Annotated in this window: 14 protein-coding genes and 1 tRNA gene; 11 read left to right on the top strand and 4 right to left on the bottom strand. The window is 41.3% G+C overall.

The features are described from left to right. The first annotated feature begins 31 nt into the window (after positions 1 to 31). The 7 genes from V7K38_RS08555 (at position 32) to V7K38_RS08525 (ending at position 7895) form a co-directional block, all read left to right on the top strand. On the top strand, positions 32 to 1453 hold the full coding sequence (locus tag V7K38_RS08555) for an aspartate ammonia-lyase (protein ID WP_334857004.1): 1422 nt from the start codon (positions 32 to 34) through the stop codon (positions 1451 to 1453). 109 nt (positions 1454 to 1562) lie between these two features. After that, positions 1563 to 2534 (top strand): DUF362 domain-containing protein, encoded by a 972-nt coding sequence (locus tag V7K38_RS08550; protein ID WP_334857002.1) that lies wholly within the window; start codon positions 1563 to 1565, stop codon positions 2532 to 2534. A gap of 939 nt (positions 2535 to 3473) precedes the next feature. Continuing rightward, complete coding sequence (locus V7K38_RS08545) at positions 3474 to 3662, top strand: hypothetical protein (RefSeq protein WP_334857000.1); 189 nt, start codon at positions 3474 to 3476, stop codon at positions 3660 to 3662. 923 nt (positions 3663 to 4585) lie between these two features. Then, on the top strand, positions 4586 to 5410 hold the full coding sequence (locus tag V7K38_RS08540) for an FkbM family methyltransferase (protein ID WP_334856998.1): 825 nt from the start codon (positions 4586 to 4588) through the stop codon (positions 5408 to 5410). Between the two features lie 539 nt (positions 5411 to 5949). After that, on the top strand, positions 5950 to 6462 hold the full coding sequence (locus V7K38_RS08535) for an inorganic diphosphatase (RefSeq protein WP_334856996.1): 513 nt from the start codon (positions 5950 to 5952) through the stop codon (positions 6460 to 6462). Between the two features lie 129 nt (positions 6463 to 6591). Continuing rightward, the gene (panD, locus tag V7K38_RS08530; protein ID WP_334856994.1) at positions 6592 to 6975 is read left to right on the top strand and encodes an aspartate 1-decarboxylase; all 384 of its coding nucleotides are present in this window, start codon (positions 6592 to 6594) and stop codon (positions 6973 to 6975) included. Between the two features lie 11 nt (positions 6976 to 6986). Continuing rightward, positions 6987 to 7895, top strand: coding sequence for an MBL fold metallo-hydrolase (locus tag V7K38_RS08525; protein WP_334856992.1), 909 nt, complete (start codon positions 6987 to 6989; stop codon positions 7893 to 7895). A 176-nt stretch (positions 7896 to 8071) separates the two neighbouring features. On the opposite strand, the gene V7K38_RS08520 is transcribed toward V7K38_RS08525, so the two are convergent. After that, entirely contained in the window at positions 8072 to 9280 is a 1209-nt protein-coding gene (locus V7K38_RS08520; RefSeq protein WP_334856991.1) for an HhoA/HhoB/HtrA family serine endopeptidase, read from the bottom strand. Positions 9281 to 9562: 282 nt separating this feature from the next. Beyond that, positions 9563 to 10885 (bottom strand): D-alanyl-D-alanine carboxypeptidase, encoded by a 1323-nt coding sequence (locus tag V7K38_RS08515; protein ID WP_334856990.1) that lies wholly within the window; start codon positions 10883 to 10885, stop codon positions 9563 to 9565. A gap of 424 nt (positions 10886 to 11309) precedes the next feature. Between V7K38_RS08515 and V7K38_RS08510 the strand changes: the two genes are divergently transcribed. The 4 genes from V7K38_RS08510 (at position 11310) to V7K38_RS08495 (ending at position 13900) form a co-directional block, all read left to right on the top strand. After that, on the top strand, positions 11310 to 12044 hold the full coding sequence (locus V7K38_RS08510; protein WP_334856989.1) for a DUF1995 family protein: 735 nt from the start codon (positions 11310 to 11312) through the stop codon (positions 12042 to 12044). Between the two features lie 80 nt (positions 12045 to 12124). Continuing rightward, positions 12125 to 12670, top strand: a complete 546-nt coding sequence (locus V7K38_RS08505; protein WP_334856988.1) for a histidine phosphatase family protein — start codon at positions 12125 to 12127, stop codon at positions 12668 to 12670. A gap of 358 nt (positions 12671 to 13028) precedes the next feature. Next, positions 13029 to 13454 carry an acyl-CoA thioesterase gene (locus tag V7K38_RS08500; RefSeq protein WP_334856987.1) on the top strand — a complete coding sequence of 142 codons (426 nt, stop codon included), beginning with the start codon at positions 13029 to 13031 and terminating at the stop codon, positions 13452 to 13454. 185 nt (positions 13455 to 13639) lie between these two features. Then, positions 13640 to 13900, top strand: a complete 261-nt coding sequence (locus V7K38_RS08495) for a hypothetical protein (RefSeq protein ID WP_334856986.1) — start codon at positions 13640 to 13642, stop codon at positions 13898 to 13900. Positions 13901 to 13925: 25 nt separating this feature from the next. Here V7K38_RS08495 and V7K38_RS08490 read toward each other — a convergent pair whose 3' ends face one another. Both V7K38_RS08490 and V7K38_RS08485 read right to left on the bottom strand, forming a co-directional pair. After that, positions 13926 to 14714 carry a TrmH family RNA methyltransferase gene (locus V7K38_RS08490; RefSeq protein ID WP_334856985.1) on the bottom strand — a complete coding sequence of 263 codons (789 nt, stop codon included), beginning with the start codon at positions 14712 to 14714 and terminating at the stop codon, positions 13926 to 13928. 120 nt (positions 14715 to 14834) lie between these two features. Beyond that, positions 14835 to 14915: transfer RNA gene (locus tag V7K38_RS08485), tRNA-Leu, on the bottom strand. Positions 14916 to 14925 lie beyond the last annotated feature (10 nt).

Below are 14925 nucleotides of genomic sequence, written 5' to 3'. Positions count from 1 at the left end.
CTGTTTTCTGTAGCTCTCCTAAAACAATACTATGACTGAACACACAGACTCTCAATACCGTATCGAACGCGATTCGATGGGCGATCGCCAAATTGCTAGTAGCGTTTATTACGGCATTCAAACGCTACGAGCGATTGAAAACTTCCCAATTAGCGGCATAAAGCCTTTACATACTTACGTAGATGCTGGATTAATAATTAAAAAAGCTACAGCAATTGTGAATGGAGAACTGAATTGCATTCCCCAAGATATTAGTCAGGCGATTGTGCAAGCAACTGATGAAATTTTAGCTGGGAAGTTCCGGGATCAGTTTGTCGTGGATGTTTATCAGGCGGGTGCTGGAACATCCCACCACATGAATGTCAACGAAGTTTTAGCAAATCGCGCCTTAGAAATACTTGGTGAAGAAAAGGGCAATTATAAACGTCTTAGCCCTAACGATCACGTTAATTATGGGCAGTCTACCAATGATGTGATTCCGACTGCAATTAGGATTGGTGGATTATTGGCACTTTCTGAGACATTACACCCGGCCTTAGAGGGTGCGATCGCATCTTTAGAAAACAAAGCTGTAGAATTTCAAGATATCGTCAAATCTGGCAGAACCCACTTACAAGACGCTGTACCCGTGCGTTTGGGTGAGAATTTTCGGGCTTGGGCGCACATTCTTACAGAACACCAAAACCGGATTTACACCGCCTCTGGTGATTTGATGGTGCTGGGTTTGGGAGGTAGTGCAGTCGGAACGGGATTAAATACTCATCCTTTATATCGCGCCCGTGTAGTAGAAGTTCTTTCAGAATTGATTGATACACCTTTAGAACCTGCGCCCCATCTGATGGCAGCTATGCAGAGTATGGCCTCATTTGTGAATGTCTCCGGTGCTTTACGCAACTTAGCGCAGGATTTAGTCAAAATATCTCATGATTTGCGGTTAATGGATTCGGGGCCAAAAACTGGTTTAAAAGAAATTCAACTCCCGCCAGTGCAACCAGGTTCCTCGATTATGCCAGGGAAATATAACCCAGTCATGGCAGAGATGACATCAATGGTGTGTTTTCAGGTAATGGGTTACGATAGTGCGATCGCATTAGCCGCACAAGCCGGACAATTAGAATTAAATGTGATGATGCCACTGATTGCCTATAACCTAATTCACAGTATCGAAATTCTGGGTAATACTATCGCCGCACTCACCGAACGATGCATCAAGGGAATTACAGCTAACCAAGAACGTTGTTTAGCTTATGCAGAAGGTAGTTTAGCTTTAGTAACCGCATTAAATACCCACATCGGTTATTTAAATGCCGCATCTGTTGCCAAAGAATCTTTAGAAACTGGTAAATCTCTACGCCAAATTGTCCTAGAACGAGGGTTGATGAGTGAAACAGACTTAGCTACAGTGTTAAATCTAGAACAAATGAGTGGTATCTTACCGCTAAAAACAGAATAATAGTTATGGGGAATTGGGCATTGGGCGTGGTTATTCTCTTTGTACCTTTTCCCGTCATCTTCCCCAGTCCCCAGTCCCCAGTCCCCAATCCCCAATCCCCAGTCCATCTATGCAGACTCAAAAACCATCTGTTAGTCTCATTCGGGCTACATCTTACGAACGAGAGGCTTTACGAGAATCCTTAGTCATTCTCCTGGAACCTTTTGGAGGTATGGCAGCATTTGTGAAAAAAGGCGATCGCGTTTTACTCAAACCCAATCTACTTACAGGATCGCGTCCTGGTAAAGAGTGTATCACCCGTGCCGAACTAGTTTACGAAGTTGCTCAAATGGTAATTGAAGTTGGCGGTAAGCCATTTTTGGGTGATAGCCCTGCTTTTGGCAGTGCCAAGGGCGTAGCAATAGCAAACGGCTATCTGCCTATTTTAGAAGAACTCAATCTTCCCATCATTGATTTTCACGGTCAACGTTACCAAACCGTCAGTGATAATTTTAACCATCTGCGACTTTCTAAAGAAGCAATGGAAGCAGACGTAGTGATTAACCTACCCAAAGTGAAATCACATGCCCAGTTGACATTAACACTGGGCGTAAAAAACTTGTTTGGTTGTGTCCCCGGTAAAATGAAAGCTTGGTGGCACATGGAAGCTGGAAAAGATGCCAATAGATTTGGTGAAATGTTAGTAGAAACTGCTAGAGCTATTAACCCTAACTTAACCATATTAGATGGCATCATCGGTCATGAAGGAAATGGCCCAAGTAATGGTGAACCTCGCCAACTGGGAATTTTAGCAGCCGCCTCAGATATATTTGCATTAGATCGGGCAATGGTAGAAATCCTCAATGTTCCTCCTGAACAAGTACCTACAGTTGCAGCTTCCCAAAGACTAGGAGTTTGTCCAGAACTTGCTGCTATCCAGTTTCCGCATTTAAATCCCGACTTATTAAAAATAGAAGATTGGCGACTACCAGACAAGTTGATCCCCATCGATTTTGGAATGCCTCGCGTAATTAAGTCTACGTTTAAGCATCTTTACACCCGATTTATTAAAGAACCAATTAGTGTTTACGGAAGGAACTAAAGACTGGGGAAATAACCCATGCCCCATGCCCAATCCCCAACTTAGTGCAAACTTCGTTACAGCAATTTCATTTATTAGCAGATTAATCTGTAATTACCCTCCGATTGCTTAACCAGACCGCCCTATTATATTAGTGGCGGTTTTTTTAAAGGATTAGTTTGTTATAAAATTCCTCGTGTGAGATTGTGATGTATTCCAAAAGTTATATCGATTTAGCATCTGGAAACTGGAATTGGGTATTTTGTTCATAACCCTCTACGCCTTCTTCAAAAATATTCTTTACTCTACCTATATATAGATTGACAAAAAGGCTGTGATATTAAATTTTTGTTAAATTAAAATTACTAAATATTTATTTAGTAGTATCACTGAATTAATGCTGCACACTACAGTTGATGTATCTGTATTTATTCGGTAATTATCATTGGTTGCAAAAATAATTCCTAAGATTTCTTCTCTGGTGTCAAATATTCATGTGTATAACTACCGGATAACAATCAAAAGCACTGAATATCCATCAGTGCAATTGCTAATTTGTGTCCTGTATCACAAATTAGCAATTCTAGTAAAATGACCTTATCAAAGGTGTTTTAGAATGTTATAATCATGAAGTATCAGACAAATATGTTTTGCTAATTAATCTTTAAGCAGCGAAAAAATGTAATTTATGATGCTGTCAAAGTTGGCTTTGCGTATGCGAACCGTTACACCATACAGGGAAACATCTAAAAATATTAATTACAAAATAAAACATGATTTGTTTACTTGTAACTTTGTATTAAGAAGTCCATGTATAAAAAGAGTAATATGACATTTGTATAAACTGGTTGTAAGTTGTAGAATGCTACACGTTTTACATTTTCAACATAGCTAAAATAGCATTAATACTCTCAATTAGAGATTAGACCTATACAGTATTACGAATAACTTCAATTTTGTATGAATTCAAATAGCCAGTCTGCCAATTCTACCGACACATATTCCCAACGTTTGGCAGACATTGTGGGAACTGCGATCGCTTTGTTGACTCTCATCCTACCCGTATTTGTCATCGCCCACTATTCTTCAACTAATGTTCAGAATAACCAGCAACCAGCGATCCAAAACCTCAAAGCAAGTCAAGACTGATAAAGCTTCCCAGTAGTATTTTACCAACATAAGAGCTACAGTCCATATTCTGCGGGTACGATCGCAATCGAAACCAAACGAGCCGGAAAATTTATTTGAGTAAGCAATGTCCTGATACCCAAGAACTCAGCGATGACTATGTTTTCAGTGAATATATGGTTTTCGCTTTCTCAAATATCTAGCCCTTTCAAGGTGGGTAAAATTTTTGGACAATAATTCTTCTTTTCTCTGTGTTCTCTGCGTCTAGAGTGGTTTAATCAAATACTTTTAAACCGCAGAGGCAAAAGAGACGCAGAGAAGAAAGCAAAGGTTTTAAGAGTCACCTTGAAAGGGCTAGTCCTAATTTGTTTAATAGCTTCTGATGGAATCGCTATTTCTAAAGCTTTGAGTAAGTACCGTACATAATTCAACTACAGACTAGAATAGTGAGAAATATTTAGTTGTATTTTACACAGCATACTTAGATGCAAGGCTAAGTTTACCTGATTTGACGCTATTGGCACGATTAGAGGTAGAAATAGCCAATACCGCACAAGAATTTTGCGCCGCATTACCCATCTCAATCCTTTATATAGCAAGCTTCTTGGCTATATACTCAAAACTTTTTCTTATTTGACTTAATGTTGTATAACTTAATGTCGTATAATTTTAGCAAGTCTATCAAAAAGTTAACACCGGAAATCAAATCCTTAAATTCACGATCCTTACTACCTTGGATTTAATAACAGGATTTGGTAGTATGCAAGGCAATAATCAGGATTTTAAATCTTTCAGCTTTGAGAACCTACCTCATCTAATAGGAAACCGCTATGATAACTATAGTTTTTTGACAATCAATACCTAAAATGTAAAATCCTGGTTTGTCTTTCAAGACGCTTTTTAATAGTTCCACACAAAATTGCCTACAACAAAGGAATTGAATTATGGTAAATATAGCCGAGAAAATCAAAGATCAGCTAAAAACAATCCTGAAAGAAACTGATTTATATGATAAATATTATCAACGATCTTCTTTTCATAATTTATATATTTCTCTTTTCAGACATGATTTGGTAGAAAGAAATGAAAAAGCCTTTAAATTTATTAAAAGTATTTTAGAACCCGATAGTGTTGTATTTGATATAGGAGCAAATATTGGATATAAAGCAGTTATTTACTCAAAGATAGGGTGTAAAGTTATAGCGGTAGAACCCGATCCCAGAAATATAAAAATATTACAAAGGGTATTTAATAACAATAAAAAGGTAACTCTAGTTGAAAAAGCAGTTAGTAGTCAAATAGGAGTAGAAAAGATTTACATATCAGAGCAAGATTCTGCCTTAACTACTTTCAGTACTAAGTGGAAATCGTTCCTAGAAAGCCAAAAGGATAGAGACGACTTAGCCCAATTTTCTCCTAGCGTAGAAAGTTATGAAATACCCACTACTACCCTTGATGCTTTAATAGAGCAGTTTGGGGTTCCGAGATACATAAAAATTGATGTCGAAGGATATGAACTAGAGGCAGTAAAAGGATTGTCTCAACCAATAAAATTAATTAGTTTGGAGGCTAATCTGCCAGAATTTCGCGAAGAAACAATTAAGAGTGTTTTGCATTTATTTGAAATAGAAAATAAGGCATTATTTAATTATGTCTTGGATGATACCAAAAGTTTTGAACGGAATACTTGGTTAGACTATGAAGGAATAACTGACTTTCTGAAAACTACTGATATAAGGTATATGGAGATTTATTGCAAAATGGAATAGTTGTTTGTTAAACATCTTATCTTAAACAATGGAAAACCGACGCTCACTCTTAGAGGAGGTTTGAAAAGTCTAAAAGTGTACTAAAAAGACCATTTCCATTCCTCTATTTGAAAGGTAGATAGGCTTTAAAATCCTCACTTCTGTGTAGGGAATGAGGTTATGGAGATTAGGTTTGAGAGCTTTTGGTATTAGAATAAGACTTTTCAAACATCACCTAAGCTTAACTTTATCCAAAATTAAGAACTTGCTTTTCTTGATACGCCAAAAGCCTAGCTTTTGGCAAAAACTTTTTCTATATAACTGATTAAGTTGATGCCATGATACATATTCATTACTAGGCTATTTTGGTTCTCAATATGTCCATGAAGTTGAACTAGCAAGTAAGTAGCTTATAATACCAGAAAATATTTTTGCAAGAAACCTAATGAATACCTTGGGATGAATACCTTGGGAAGAGATCCATATTGTCCTAAAATTCTACACGGGGAGCGAAGGTGACTTACTGCTTCCATGATTCACTGTTATCAGAGGACTTTTTTGTGGATTTATCTCGTATTGCTGCCCAACCGAAACCCGGTCTAATCAACGTTCTGATTGAAATTACTGGCGGAAGTAAAAATAAATACGAATACGACAAGGAACTAGAAGCTTTTGCTCTAGACCGAGTACTTTATTCCTCGGTGCAATATCCTTATGACTACGGCTTTATACCCAATACTTTAGCTGAAGATGGCGATCCCCTGGATGGTATGGTCATAATTGACGAGCCAACCTTCCCAGGCTGTATTATTGCTGCACGTCCAATTGGCTTCTTAGAGATGATTGACGGTGGCGATCGCGATGAAAAAATCCTTTGTGTTCCTGATAAAGATCCACGCTACACTCAGGTAAAATCCCTGAAAGACTTAGCGCCACACCGCTTAGAAGAAATTGCCGAATTTTTCCGTAGTTATAAAAATTTGGAAAAAAAGGTGACTGAAATTCTCGGTTGGCAAGATGTAGACAAGGTTGCAGCTTTAGTAGAAAAATCCGTCAAAGCTTATAGAGGATAATAGAGGAGTTAGGAGTTAGGAGTTAAGAGTTAAGAGTTATTAATTTTTATTCCTGACTCCTGTAGAGACGCGATTAATCGCGTCTCTACTGTTACGGCTCGCAAAAACTGCCACCAATCCTAAACCAGAATGCAGCGTACTCTCCTTTTGGCAAAAATTCATAATTGCACCCTGACGGGGGCGAATATCAACTACGTGGGTAGTATCAGCATCGATGAAATGCTTTTAGAAAAAGCTGGTATCTTACCTTATGAGCAAGTGCAAGTAGTTAATAGTGCCAACGGTCAGCGTTTTATTACTTATGCGATCCCGGCTCCAGCCCATTCGGGAGTAATTGAGCTAAATGGGGGAGCGGCACGTCTCGGCATTATTGGCGATCGCTTGATTATAATGACTTACGGGCAGTTCACTCCAGAAGAGTTAAAAAATTACTCTCCTACAGTAGTCATTGTGGACGAAAAAAACAGGTTGTTGGAAGTTCGGCGCTACGATGACCTGCTCGTTAAGGTCTAATTTCAAGAAAAATGTCAAATTTTGAGTTGTCAGATTCCCAGAACTACATACCTGAAAAGTCTGCTACCCTGCCAAGTAGCCCAGCAGGTGAATTTCTTGTGCAATTCTGGGGTGTACGGGGTTTGATCCCCACCCCAGACACCAACACCAACCGCTATGGTGGTAATACCGCTTGTGTAGAAATGTCTGTAGGTGGGAAACGCTTGATTTTTGATGGCGGTACCGGCTTACGCATACTGGGTAAAACTTGGCAAAAGCTACAACAGCCAATACAAGCCCATTTATTTTTTACCAACTGCCAATCAAACCGAATTCAAGGGTTTCCCTTTTTTGCTCCTGCATTTATTCTGGAAAATTCTTTCCATATTTACGGCACAGCTGCCTCAAATGGAGCCTCAATCAAACAATCTCTGTACGATCAGATGCTCCAGCCTCACTTTCCTTATCCTTTACAGGTAATACAGTCGGAATTGCAGTTTTACAATCTGACTCCAGACAGTGATGTAAAGCTAGATGATGTCACCATTAAAATGGCATTAATCAATCAAACTCAGCGCTCAGTTGGCTACCGAGTTACTTGGCAAAACTATAGTGTTGCTTATGTCACGGATTTGCACCAAAATGCCGATCAAGTTGAGCGAGAGCGGATTTTAGAGTTTATTAAAGGCGTTGATTTACTGATTGCCAATGCCACTTATACTCCCCCAACCTCTCACAATCATGATTCTGCTGAGTTACTCTGGCAAGCTGCGGTGAATGCAGCTTTGAATGCTGGTGTGCAACGGCTAGCTATTTCTCATCATCACCCAGATGACCATGATGATTTTCTTGACAAAGTTCAAGGAGATGTTAAATCTGCTTTCCCTCAAACAGTATTAGCTCATGAAGGACTAGTTTTATCTGTTGGTAAGTGGATTTAGACTCGTTGGCAAGAGCATCGCTAAGGAGGGAGCCAGGAGAGAAAAATACCACAAAAACTATCCAGTTTTTACATTTATGAGGTATTTTAGCGGATCTCGTTTACAGACAAAGCGCATTAGGGTAGCACAGCTAGCTCCCTTAAATTTACACCAATAACAGATATAGATGTGCCTCTCTACGAAGCATTTTGCAACTCGGCTGTGCGGATTGAAAGCTGCTGTGTCTGATTACCCCGTTGCACTTTCACCTGTAATAGTTGACCAAGACGACTGTCTTCTACAAAGTTCTGCAATTGTTCAGCGCTGGTAATAGCTTTACCATCAACTTGCAGAATTACATCCCCGCGCCGGATACCCGCAGATGCAGCAGGAGAATTGGGGACAACTCGCATGACAAAAACACCATTAATTTCTGGTATCTGAATCGGAGAGTTGGGATCGGTGTTATTTTGCTTGGCCAGTTCGGGTGTTAAAGTTAGCATTTGCACGCCTAAATAAGGGTGAGCAACTTTACCATCACGTTGCAGTTGTGTTGCGATCGCTTTAGCTTTATCAATAGGAATGGCAAACCCAATACCCATCGCATCGGGGCGAATCGCTGTGTTAATGCCAATCACTTCACCTTGGCCATTTAATAGCGGCCCGCCAGAATTACCTGGGTTAATAGCAGCATCGGTTTGAATGAAGTCTAAGCGTTTGTCGCTAATGCCGACTTGGGCGCTGGAACGTTTGAGGGTACTAACAATCCCCAAGGTAACGGTGTTATCAAATCCTAAAGGATTACCAACTGCGATCGCCCAATCTCCTACTTGTACACTACTAGAAGAACCCAAGGGCGCGACTGGTAAATCTTTGCCGGCGTTAATCTTGACTACTGCCAAATCTGTGACTTCATCAATACCTTGAACTTTCCCTTCAAAGGTGCGGCCATCTTTGAGTCGGACTGTTACCTTATCAGCCTTATCGACGACATGGGCATTAGTCAGAACTAACCCACTCTTGTCAATAATGAAACCTGAGCCTAAACCGCGTAACTGCTCAGAAGACGGCATCTGTTGAGAGAAACCATCACCGAAAAACCGACGGAAAACGGGGTCTTCCATAAATGGATCGACGCGACGAGTAATTGTCCGCTCAGTATCAATCCGAACTACTGCTGAACCCACACGATTTACTGCTGCTGTAACAAAACTAGTACTACCGATCGCAGCCGTAACTGGTGATTGCGGTTGAGCAATCAGTTGTGGAGTATCACCAGCAGTTAGGGGTGCGGCTTGGGAGGGCAATACCTGCAATGTACTAACGGTTAACAATACTCCTAGCGCGATCGCTAAAACATAACTACTGAGTTGACGTAAAGACCTGGGTAACTTGAGAAATTGCATAATCACAACCTAATTTATCAGCTTAATTGTTGCTTAGTCGTGAAAAATCTATTTACAGTTATTTTTACTTTCGGTTTCGCCTGCTCTTTCCAATACTGTGGTTAGGGCATTTTACGAGCTACCTATAATCAAGTTAATGGAAAATTTAACCCAAAAGCTATTATGGACATTTACCCTTTACAAGTTCGGTTTTTACCCATAAATAAAATTTTTGGATTGCTAACAATACTAAACTTTCAAGGTAGTTTCCAATTATTCCTTTATTTTACCGAGTCAAATGAACTAACTTTTGAATAAAATTTCATTTCGACTAGCTGCACCTAACTGCGGTAAAGAGTTGATGGCTGAGTGAGGAGTCAGGGCAGTAGGAACGGTTAGAGGTAATTGTAATTGTTTGACAACACTTTGCAAGAGTTGATCTTGTTGATTCCGCAAACCCCAAACATTTGCCCCACGGTTGATAATAGCAAACCAAACCAAACCGCGATCGCGTGTGGGCATGACTCCGGCTAAAGCGCTTACATCCCTAAGAGTGCCAGTTTTGATCACAGTAGCTAGGGGAATGTGTCTGCTATGTACTGTTCCTCGGTGATCAAACCCAGACATCGGGAACAAGTCAGCTAGATTTAGCTGATGGGCAGATGCCTCTCCTTGAATAGCCATCAACATCGCACAAACAGCCCTGGGAGAAATGCGGTTTTCCGGGCCTAGTCCAGAACCATTGATTAACTGAATTTCGACTTGTGGAACCCTAGCAAGGTTAGCAGCAGTGGATTGGACTACAGTTGCTCCTCCCAGTGACTCTGCTAGCATTTCTGCCATATCGTTGTTACTGTAAATATTCATTTCCTTAAGCAGTTGCCTTAAGGGTAACGAGCGATGACGCAGTAACAAAGTTTGTTGAGGGTTTGGTTGCGCCTCAACTTTCACCGTACCCGCAATCACAACTTGAGGCTTGGGCGTTCCCTTGGGCATGATTGAGTATGTGTAAATAGCAGGGCGGCCCCAAGTTGCACTATTTAGTGTTTGCTTGAGCATCATACCCGCCAGCATCGGCTGTCGTTGGAAATTCATCGCAAATCTGCCATTAATGATTAAATTTCCCTTTACCTGCTTGATGCCCATTTGATTGAGAGTATTACCAAGAGCGATCGCTTCTTCCCAAACAAACATCGGATCGCCACCGCCTGTAATCACCAAATCGCCTTGCACAACTCCATTTACCACTGGCCCGGTAATATTTACCAAAGTATCAAATTGATAATCTGGCCCCCAAGTTTTTAAAGCAACTAACGAAGTAGCAATTTTGGTTAAAGAGGCAGCCGGCAGAGGTGTCGTACCTTGGTGATTTGCCATCAGCATCGGCCCTGACTGCATCCAAATTCCCTGACTCTCAGCCAGATTTTGCCCCACCACTTTTGATGCGATCAGCTTTTTCAGATATTCCTGCACCGTGGTTGCCCCAGTTGGATTGGGATCGGGGGCAAGAACCAAACCAGGGCTACCTTGCCAAGTCAAAGCATCTAAGGCATCTAGAGGCTTGATTTGCACCCCGGCCATTTCCAGCCAAAGTGACACCAAACCTGAACCCAATAATTCCAGCATATTTTATTCCTCTGTAAGGATATGATCCGTTGTTTACTGTGCTAATCTACAAGGTTTTTTACGATAATCAGTACTGAGCCTTTAACAATTCAAAATTCAAAATTCAAAATTCAAAATTAAAGAGAGTTTCAGTCTGGGTTTAAATCCCCGTCTGAAACTGGGGCTACCTTTAGAGGTAGGGGTCTTAAACCCTTTTATTTACGATAATAACTGGTGTTTTTATCATCTGGAAATAGCCCTTTTTTGTGATCTTGATTATGAATTCTGTAGGACTGACGCAAAACTACAAGCGGTAGGGGCAATTTATGAATTGCCCCTACATCTGGGGATTCAAACCTATGTTTGGTTAATCGTCGTCGTCTGGCTACTCAATCAGAGCCAATACTGAAACAATAGGAATAATGCTAAAGCGACATCATAAACTATGAGTGAACTTCCTAACAGTCTTGAAGATGCGATCGCCCAATCTCGTGTAGCTGTCCAAGCTGCCCTTGCAGATGGTTGTACTCGCTTGCAGGTTGAGTTCCTGTTCCCAGAACTCAAGTTTATGCCGGTGGCGGAACAATTTTTGCCCGTGTTTACGGATTATGATTCCCGTTTGAAGATTTTCTTTGCTGACGCTGGTGCTGCCGCCCTAGCCCGCCGCAATTGGGCTGACGCACCATTTCAAATTTTAGATATCGGTACGGGAAGGACTGCTTCCTTGGAAACAAAAATTCAGCCAGAGGATGAAATTTTCTTATTCATTGCTCCTACTTCCGTAGAAGTACCGCAGGTGGAAAAGTTGTGTCAAGTAATAGGCGATCGCCCTATAGTCTTTTTAAATCCCCGTCTAGAAGATTCTGGAATTGTGGGCATTGGTTATGCAGCAAGGCAAATTCGCCTGCGTTTAATCGATACCATTGAATGCTGTTATTACCTGCGCCCCATAGACGATCAAAGTGCCTTATCTCGCTCCTACCCAGGACAGTGGGAAGTTTGGCTAGAAACTGGCGGCGAATATCAGAGAATTGCCGAATTACCCACAAAACCATCGGCTGATGAGTTGGATCTGATCTTTTTAAAAGGACAACCGCAAACAATAACGGACACTGCACCTGTGAAAAAGCCCAATGTGTTTAAGAGTTTGCAACGCTTTTTAAAGGCTTTGAGTAGTTAGTAGAAGGTAGAGGTAGCAGCAGGAAACTCGATCGTCTGCTGCCTCATTTTGAATTTTTTATTTCTAAAAACAGAAGCTTGATGCTGAAAATACTGTATATTGTGCGACATTGCCAAGCAGTTGGACAGGAACCTAACGCGCCTCTTACATCACAAGGCAATCTCCAAGCGATCGCTCTTGCTGATTTATTATTCGATTTGGGGATCGAGCGGGTTATCTCTAGTCCATTTATGAGAGCATATCAATCAATTGTTCCACTCGCTGAACGTCTAAGCCTCTCAATTGAGACTGATAATCGACTTATTGAGCGCGTACTGTGTGCAACACCGCTTAATGATTGGCGTGAGCGATTGGCTGAGTCATTTACCAATCTTGATTTATATCTAGATGGTGGTGAATCAAGTCGTATTGCTATGGCGCGTGGCATAGCTGTAATTGATCAAGTATTACAGCAAGAAGCAAACACAATTGCGATCGTGAGGCATGGCAATTTAATGGCGTTGATTCTGAAGCATTTTGACGAGCGCATTGGTTATGCTGAATGGGAAAAATTGAGCAATCCAGATGTGTATCGCGTACAGTTTCTCAATGGTGCAAAACATGTAGAGCGAATGATAAGTAGGTAGGCGTAATTAAATATAAGATCAAACCTCACCCTCAATCCCTCTCCAAAGCATCGGCTATGGTGTACACACAAGTTATCGAATCACTCAACTACCAGTCTTTGAATTACCCCACCCTAACCCTCCCCTTAGAAAGGTGAGGGAAAGAAATTCTCTTGTTTCCCACCTTTCCAAGGGGGGATTAAGGGGGGTAATTAGACTTGTGTATACACGTAGCCGATAGCAAGCAGAGGGAAGCCGGAGGCAGGGTGAGGTTTTATATTTAATTTGACTCACTTATTGGCGCTGATTCTGAAGTATTTTGACGATCGCATTGGTTATGCTGAAGTGTAAAAAACAGTGCCATACTACCAATTAACCTATGCAACCGTTCAAAACTCTGCTACGTGTCCGACACTATGAAATGGACGCACTTGGGCATGTAAATAACGCCGTCTACCAAAATTATCTAGAACAAGCAGCCATTGAACATTCAGAATATTTGGGCTTAACTTTGGATGTATATCGGGAAGTAGGTGGGGTATTTATCATGCGGCGGGTAGAAATTGACTATTTACGCCCAGCAGTAGCAGGCGATACCCTAGAAATTACTACCTGGTTGAAAGAAATGCGCGGGACTCGTGCCTTCCGATGCTACGAGATTCGTAAAAAAAACCAAGATGATTTGTTAGTAACGGCAGAGGCGCTGTGGGTTTGGGTGGATGCACAGACAATGCGCCCACGACCAATTCCCAGCATCATGTTAGACAAATTTTTGCAAATCCAAAACCCAGGTGTTACAACCTAAAAATGGTTTCTCATTTGCAATTTCATGAATCTTAATTATTGTAATGAAAAACAAATTATTGATTTTTCCCCAGGTAATGCTGACGTTCAAGAATACACAACTATGATGTTATAAGTGCAAAATTTTAATCTGTAGAAGCTGCAATCAAAATTAAGTCAGTAAATCAGGATTTTCAAATCAATATTATGGAGCCAATTCACCCACAACAGCGCCGCGTCGCCGATCAAGTGTTTCAGCAATCTCTCGATCAGCTGGAGGATATCTTACAAGAAATTTCAACTGAGGAAGAAGAAATTACACAACTCCCTCAACTGCATTCTACTAGTCTCAGTGAAGTCGAAGTCGATCAAGACTCGATCGCTATTGATTTAGCAGCCCTTGAAGATGCAGTTGCTGATATCGAACAATATCTCGAAGAAAAGACAAAAACCAAAGAAAAATCATGAGTTTTAACTCCTGTACAGACGCGATTCATCGCGTCTCCTGACTCATTTGCCGCCGAGCTTCGTATAACATTAAAGCGGCTGCGATCGCTACATTCAAAGATTCTACCCCAGGACTCAAAGGAATTCTAACTTGTTTATCTGCGATCGCTGCTAAATCTGCCGACAATCCAGCACCCTCATTGCCCAGTAAGATCAGACTGGGTTTGCGCCAGTCCACATCCCAATAAGTCAAAGTCGCACTAGGTAAGGTTGCTACTACCTGCATCCCTGCTTGTTGACTTTGTTGAACTGTAGCTTTTAAATCTTCCGTTACGGCTGTTGCTAGGCGAAACCATTGCCCTGCTGAAGCCCGAAGAACTTTTGGACTGTCTAAATCTACACTATCTCCACTTACCCACAAACCTGATGCTTCCACCGCCGCCGCAGTGCGAATCATCGTCCCCAGATTTCCCGGATCTTGCACCGTTTCTAAAGCTAGAACTAAACCAGTGAATGGTAGTTGAGTTTGGCTATCGCTTCGTTTTGCCGTTGCTACCACACCATCTGGTTGGACTGTAGTAGCGATCGCATTTAATACTTCCTCGCTGACAATTTCGGTGCGATCGCTTTTACTACAAGCTTCTTCCCAGAGTGACGAGTGGGCTGCTTGCCAATCTGGAGTACAACATACTGTTTCTAGTGGGTAATTAACTGCACAAGCTTCTTCCAACAGGTGCGTCCCTTCGAGTAAAAATAACTGCTGCTTATGCCGCTCCTTGGTGGAGTGGAGTTTGCGAATTTGCTTAATTAGGGAATTTTGTAAACTGGTCAACACGATTTTAGATTTTAGATTTTAGACTAATTAACAAGACGCTCGCATACTCGCTCTAAGCGCAGCTATGCGGTAGGCTTTACGCTGCGCTATCGGTAATCTAAAATCCAAACAAAATTGATATGCGGAACCCGGGACTTGAACCCGGAAGCCTTGCGGCACTAGAACCTGAATCTAGCGCGTCTGCCATTCCGCCAGTTCCGCTGGCACTTGT

The sequence above is a fragment of the Nostoc sp. genome (assembly GCF_036917465.1).
Lineage (GTDB): Bacteria > Cyanobacteriota > Cyanobacteriia > Cyanobacteriales > Nostocaceae > Nostoc.
Note: the sequence above shows the minus strand (reverse complement) of the source record. Positions and strands in the feature narration are given on the sequence as shown.

What these genes read in the sequence shown, in the direction of transcription:
- V7K38_RS08555 (WP_334857004.1), top strand. Translation starts at nt 32, where the DNA reads ATGACTGAACACACAGACTCTCAATACCGTATCGAACGCGATTCGATG.
- V7K38_RS08550 (WP_334857002.1), top strand. Translation starts at nt 1,563, where the DNA reads ATGCAGACTCAAAAACCATCTGTTAGTCTCATTCGGGCTACATCTTAC.
- V7K38_RS08545 (WP_334857000.1), top strand. Translation starts at nt 3,474, where the DNA reads ATGAATTCAAATAGCCAGTCTGCCAATTCTACCGACACATATTCCCAA.
- V7K38_RS08540 (WP_334856998.1), top strand. Translation starts at nt 4,586, where the DNA reads ATGGTAAATATAGCCGAGAAAATCAAAGATCAGCTAAAAACAATCCTG.
- panD (WP_334856994.1), top strand. Translation starts at nt 6,592, where the DNA reads ATGCAGCGTACTCTCCTTTTGGCAAAAATTCATAATTGCACCCTGACG.
- V7K38_RS08525 (WP_334856992.1), top strand. Translation starts at nt 6,987, where the DNA reads ATGTCAAATTTTGAGTTGTCAGATTCCCAGAACTACATACCTGAAAAG.
- V7K38_RS08520 (WP_334856991.1), bottom strand. Translation starts at nt 9,280, where the DNA reads ATGCAATTTCTCAAGTTACCCAGGTCTTTACGTCAACTCAGTAGTTAT.
- V7K38_RS08515 (WP_334856990.1), bottom strand. Translation starts at nt 10,885, where the DNA reads ATGCTGGAATTATTGGGTTCAGGTTTGGTGTCACTTTGGCTGGAAATG.
- V7K38_RS08510 (WP_334856989.1), top strand. Translation starts at nt 11,310, where the DNA reads ATGAGTGAACTTCCTAACAGTCTTGAAGATGCGATCGCCCAATCTCGT.
- V7K38_RS08505 (WP_334856988.1), top strand. Translation starts at nt 12,125, where the DNA reads ATGCTGAAAATACTGTATATTGTGCGACATTGCCAAGCAGTTGGACAG.
- V7K38_RS08500 (WP_334856987.1), top strand. Translation starts at nt 13,029, where the DNA reads ATGCAACCGTTCAAAACTCTGCTACGTGTCCGACACTATGAAATGGAC.
- V7K38_RS08495 (WP_334856986.1), top strand. Translation starts at nt 13,640, where the DNA reads ATGGAGCCAATTCACCCACAACAGCGCCGCGTCGCCGATCAAGTGTTT.